This is a genomic window from Acinetobacter stercoris (genome assembly GCF_900323515.1).
GTDB lineage: Bacteria > Pseudomonadota > Gammaproteobacteria > Pseudomonadales > Moraxellaceae > Acinetobacter > Acinetobacter stercoris.
Map to the genome: position 1 here is coordinate 1 of NZ_OOGT01000259.1, position 4,624 is coordinate 4,624.

Consider the following 4,624-nt stretch of genomic DNA (forward strand, 5'->3'; position numbering starts at 1 on the left):
CGCGAGAGATTTGTTATTTCATCACATGATTTAGATCAATAATAAAATAAATATCCGATGAGAATAGAAGAAGCGGTTTGAAATGTAATATAGCTATATGTCTGTATTTTGAACACTGGGTGTTATTTATACATTTAACGCTTTTTTTACGGAATCTGTTTAATTCGTCATAATTCATTATTAGATTCAATTGAAAGTATAATGGGTTAACCAAAGACGACTTGGATGTTTAGAGATAGATATCTTCAAATCTTGTGCTGCTTTGAATAGATAGTTCTGATCTGACGATCAGGTTACCAAATTGAAATATTCATAAATCTTTTGAATAAAATAAAAAACCAGCATCAGCTGGTTTTTGTTTAGTAATTAATTTTTTTTGTGGTAAAGCCAGTAGTAACTCGCATAGCATCCAGCCATGAAAACCAGGCAACCAATAAATCCTGAAATCATCTCAGGGTCACATGCCATACTTAGACCTGTAGCAGTACAGGTAATGAAGCCCAAAATAGGAACGAATGGATACCATGGCGTTTTAAATTTGAGATCATCCAGGTGGTGTCCAGATTTGAGCCAGCGTTTACGGAAATTGTACTGGCTCCAGCAAATACTCATCCAGACAATCACCATAGTAAATGCAGCAACACCAAGCAGGTTTTTGAAGATGACATCTGCACCAAATTGTTCTGATAATAATCCAGGTAAGCCTCCTATCATTGTCACTAGGATTGCAATGACAGGTGTACCTGATTTAGTCAGTTTTGAAAAAACCTTTGGTAACTGATTTTGAACAGATAAAGCCCACATCATCCGTGACGCAGCATACAAACCAGAATTTGCTGTAGAAAGTAAGGCTGTGATAATCACAAAACGCATAATATCTTCTGCATATGGGATTCCGATAAAGTTAAATACGGTTACAAAGGGGCTATTGCTTAAACCTTGGCTATGATCACCTGTTAGTCCAGCATCTTGATAAGGAAGCAAAGAACTAATGACAATAATTGTCCCTACAAAAAAGATCATCAAACGCCAGACGGCAGCATGGATGGCTTTAGGTACATTTTTTTCAGGATTTTCAGCCTCGCCAGCGGCAATACCGATCATTTCCGTCCCATTAAATGCAAAGTTGACGATCAACATAGTTGCAAAAATCGGAAATAACCCATTTGGAAACCAGCCATGTGCAGTTAAATTATGAAAGAGTGGTGCAGATTCATAACCTTTAAATGGTAGCAGACCAAATATTGCTGCTAAACCGAGTAAAATAAAGATAAGGACAGTTGCGACCTTGACAAAAGAGAGCCAAAACTCGGATTCTGCAAAAAAACGCGTTGATGTCAGGTTTGAAATAAGTACAGCGATAATAAAAATCAGTGTCCATAACCATATGGATGTGGTTGGAAACCATTCCTGCATGAGTAGGGCAGCAGCAGTAAATTCGGTTCCTAACGTTGCAGACCAGCCAAGCCAGTACATCCACGAAACCATATAACCTGTACCTGGTCCAATATTGTGCGAGGCAAATGCACCAAATGAACCAGAAACAGGCAGATTGACTGCTAATTCACCTAAACAGAGCATTACCATATAGGCGATTAAGCCACCGATGATATAAGAGATGACTGCACCCATTGGTCCTGCTTGCGAAATTACCTGTCCTGAGCTTAAAAATAATCCAGTCCCGATCGCGCCACCTAATGAAAGCATAATTAAGTGACGTTTGGTCATGGAGCGTTTTAAGGCAATAGAGCCTCCCTCAGCTGAACCATGCTGAGTAAATTGATCGGGAGATTGCATAATCTTGGTAAAATATTAAAAAATATATTTTAATGTAATCTTATCTGATTCACAAAACTGTAAAGTACAACTGTTAAGCAAAACAAATAGATAATTAGTATTACTTCAGGATCAACTTATGTATCTACCAGAACATTTTCAGGAAAATGAAATTGAACAACTATACTGTTTAATAAAATTGTACCCACTTGGTAGTTTAATAATCCATGCAAATGGAGAATTAGAAGCTAATCATTTACCTTTTGAGTTAGATATCAAAAATAATCAGCTTCGGGCACATATTGCAAAAGCGAATCCTTTGTATGAACTTTTAAAACAAAATGAAAGCATAGATACTCTAATCATTTTCCAGGCAGAAAACTCTTATATTTCACCAAATTGGTATTTGGAAAAAGCCATTCATCATCGTGCTGTCCCGACATGGAACTATCGTGTTGTACATATTCGTGGGAAATGTAGATTCGTCGATGACGAAAAATATTTACGGGGAGTATTAGCTAGATTGACCAGAGAGCACGAAAACTCTCAACCTGTACCTTGGCGGATGACAGACGCGCCTGAAGATTATATCCGGAAACAATTAGCAAATATTGCAGCGATTGAAATCAATATACTGGATATAAAAGGAAAATTTAAACTAAGTCAAAATAGAACTGAAGCAGATATCAGAAATGTTGCACAGGCTTTAACGGAGCAGCATAAAACAGAACTGGCAGAAGAAATGCTAAAACAGTTAAATAAATAGATGATGGCGACCCTACGGGGATTCGAACCCCGGTTACCGCCGTGAAAGGGCGATGTCCTAGGCCTCTAGACGATAGGGTCGTTGGAGGATGGCGGTATCTTATTGATCCGCCACCAAAGTGTCAAGTAAGTAAGGGGAGAGTTTGTTCAAAATATAGCAAAACAGTTCGGCTGTCTTCTGAGTATCATATAAAGCCGAGTGTGCTTCCTTGCCATCGAACTCGATTCCAGCCTGAATACATGATTTTGCCAGTACAGTTTGACCAAACATCACTGCACTTAAGGTCACTGTATCAAAGACGGAAAAGCTATGAAACGGATTTTGGTTTTTTGTACCCGTGCGATCAATTGCTGCTTTTAAAAAGCCAAGATCAAAATGTGCATTGTGACCGACTAAAATAGCATGTGTACATTGTTGCTTTCTGCGGACCTCATTGACAGATTTGAAAATACGCTTTAATGCCGTTTTTTCATCTTCAGCCATCGCAACCCGCATAGGGTTAAATGGATCTACACCAATAAAATCAAGCGATCTGCGATCTAAATGAGCCCCTTCAAAGGGATTGATATGTGCATGATACGCTTCACCAGGTACAAAATTACCTTGTTCATCATAAACGATAGGAATACATGCAATTTCTAGCAATGCATCCGTTTCGGCATTAAAACCTGCTGTTTCGACATCGACCACAACGGGTAAAAATCCTCGAAAACGTTGCCCGATAACAGGTTGAACGTCAGTTGTCACACTTTTCTCCATTGGATAGTATTACCAGCATATAGTGGAATGATTTTTTCACCATCCAAATAGTCTAAACTTTCAGGAATAACCTGATCTTCTTTTACCAAAGTAATGGTTTCGGTATTACGGGCCAAGCCATAAAAATCCGCACCAAAGTGGCTAGCAAAGCCCTCTAAGCGTTCAATTCGACCTGCCTGGTCAAATGCCTGGGCATAAAGTTCAATTGCTGTTGGGGCACTATAGCATCCAGCACACCCACATGCATTTTCTTTTGCATTTTTAGAGTGTGGTGCACTGTCTGTACCTAAGAAAAATTTAGGATTACCACTGGTTGCAACTTCTAGTAAAGTCTGTTGATGTGTCTGGCGCTTTAAAATCGGCAGGCAATAAAAATGCGGTTTAATTCCACCGACAAGCATGTCATTACGGTTAAATAATAAATGTTGTGGTGTGATCGTCGCAGCAACATTTCTATCCTGCTCCAGAACAAAGTGGGCGGCATCTTTAGTCGTAATATGTTCCAGCACCACTTTTAGGTCAGGAAATTGTTTTAAAAGAGGGGAGAGAACTTCATCTAAAAACCGTTTTTCTCTGTCGAAAATATCGACATGATGATGAGTAACCTCACCATGTAACAATAGTGGAACCTGATATTTTTCAAGTTGTTCGATTACAGCATAGACTTTGCGTATATCACTGACGCCATTATCAGAATTGGTAGTAGCGCCTGCCGGATATAACTTGATCGCATTCACATGTTGTGATTCTTTGATTTTTCGAACTTCATCAGGCGATGTACTATCTGTAAAATATAAGACCATGCGCGGATCAAAAATTATTCCAGCCGGGACATGAGCCATGATTCTGTCTCTATAAGCGAGAGCTTCTTCAACAGTTTTTACAGGAGGCACAAGATTTGGCATACAAATCGCGCGAGAAAACTGTTTGGCTAAGTCAGGAACTGTGCGTTTAAGAGCGAGACCATCACGAAGATGAGAGTGCCAATCATCAGGCTGAAGTAGAGTAATTGTATTCAAGGCAATTCATACTAAAAAATAAAACAAATGATAATGCAAATAGACAAAAAATGGTAACCGCTAATTTTGATAAAAAAACTTGAATAACGAATAAAAAACAGATAAATAGATTGTTTTTTATTCATATGCCTGTCATAAAATTCATCTATTTCACATAAAAGTTGAATATCTGTAGATGATTATGATGAGACAAATAAAAAGCATGATGTAGAAAATTACTTCATTTTTAAAAATAGATGGCTAAAATTTATGAAAATATTNAACCATTTGGTCTAATTTGAATAGGGGGGGGCTAAATAAATAT

At 38.2% G+C, this 4,624-nt stretch carries 4 protein-coding genes and 1 tRNA gene; 1 reads left to right on the plus strand and 4 read right to left on the minus strand.

Features of this window, described 5'->3' with window-relative positions; translation table 11 throughout:
• Positions 1-366 precede the first annotated feature (366 nt).
• Positions 367-1,797, minus strand: coding sequence for an amino acid permease (locus KPC_RS18005; protein WP_121975710.1), 1,431 nt, complete (start codon positions 1,795-1,797; stop codon positions 367-369).
• Positions 1,798-1,915: 118 nt separating this feature from the next.
• On the opposite strand from KPC_RS18005, the gene KPC_RS18010 reads away from it, so the two are divergent.
• Positions 1,916-2,542 (plus strand): FMN-binding negative transcriptional regulator, encoded by a 627-nt coding sequence (locus tag KPC_RS18010; protein WP_121975711.1) that lies wholly within the window; start codon positions 1,916-1,918, stop codon positions 2,540-2,542.
• Between the two features lie 4 nt (positions 2,543-2,546).
• Here KPC_RS18010 and KPC_RS18015 read toward each other — a convergent pair.
• The 3 genes from KPC_RS18015 to pyrC all read right to left on the minus strand — a co-directional run bounded on the left by KPC_RS18015 (position 2,547) and on the right by pyrC (position 4,320).
• Positions 2,547-2,622: transfer RNA gene (locus KPC_RS18015), tRNA-Glu, on the minus strand.
• A 19-nt stretch (positions 2,623-2,641) separates the two neighbouring features.
• A complete protein-coding gene (gene rnt, locus KPC_RS18020) occupies positions 2,642-3,301 on the minus strand; it encodes a ribonuclease T (RefSeq protein WP_121975712.1) in 660 nt (219 codons plus the stop codon).
• On the minus strand, positions 3,286-4,320 hold the full coding sequence (pyrC, locus tag KPC_RS18025; protein ID WP_121975713.1) for a dihydroorotase: 1,035 nt from the start codon (positions 4,318-4,320) through the stop codon (positions 3,286-3,288). The genes rnt and pyrC overlap by 16 nt, the downstream gene beginning before the upstream one ends.
• Positions 4,321-4,624 lie beyond the last annotated feature (304 nt).

Excerpts from the sequence above, each read along its gene's own strand:
- KPC_RS18005 (WP_121975710.1), bottom strand. The coding sequence starts at position 1,797 with ATGCAATCTCCCGATCAATTTACTCAGCATGGTTCAGCTGAGGGAGGC.
- KPC_RS18010 (WP_121975711.1), top strand. The coding sequence starts at position 1,916 with ATGTATCTACCAGAACATTTTCAGGAAAATGAAATTGAACAACTATAC.
- rnt (WP_121975712.1), bottom strand. The coding sequence starts at position 3,301 with ATGGAGAAAAGTGTGACAACTGACGTTCAACCTGTTATCGGGCAACGT.